The organism is Paenibacillus sp. S29 (assembly GCF_049319765.1).
GTDB classification, from domain to species: Bacteria; Bacillota; Bacilli; order Paenibacillales; family Paenibacillaceae; genus Paenibacillus; species Paenibacillus polymyxa_B.
Genome location: NZ_JBMOUI010000112.1, coordinates 1 through 250, shown reverse-complemented (window position 1 = coordinate 250; position 250 = coordinate 1). Strand labels below are relative to the sequence as shown.

At 55.6% G+C, this 250-nt stretch carries 2 tRNA genes; both read right to left on the bottom strand.

Annotation, left to right across the window (positions count from 1 at the left end):
• Position 1 precedes the first annotated feature (1 nt).
• Positions 2-73: transfer RNA gene (locus tag ACL9RM_RS26765), tRNA-Gly, on the bottom strand.
• A 10-nt stretch (positions 74-83) separates the two neighbouring features.
• A tRNA-Leu gene (locus tag ACL9RM_RS26760) sits at positions 84-164 on the bottom strand.
• Positions 165-250: the final 86 nt, after the last annotated feature.

Below are 250 nucleotides of genomic sequence, written 5' to 3'. Positions count from 1 at the left end.
GAGCGGACGACGGGAATCGAACCCGCGACCCTCGCCTTGGCAAGGCGATGCTCTACCGCTGAGCCACGTCCGCAAAAACAAGATGCGCGTGGAGGGACTTGAACCCCCACGTCAAAGACGCTAGATCCTAAGTCTAGTGCGTCTGCCAATTCCGCCACACGCGCATGTAATACAATGGTGAGCCATGAAGGACTCGAACCTTCGACACCCTGATTAAAAGTCAGGTGCTCTACCAACTGAGCTAATGGCT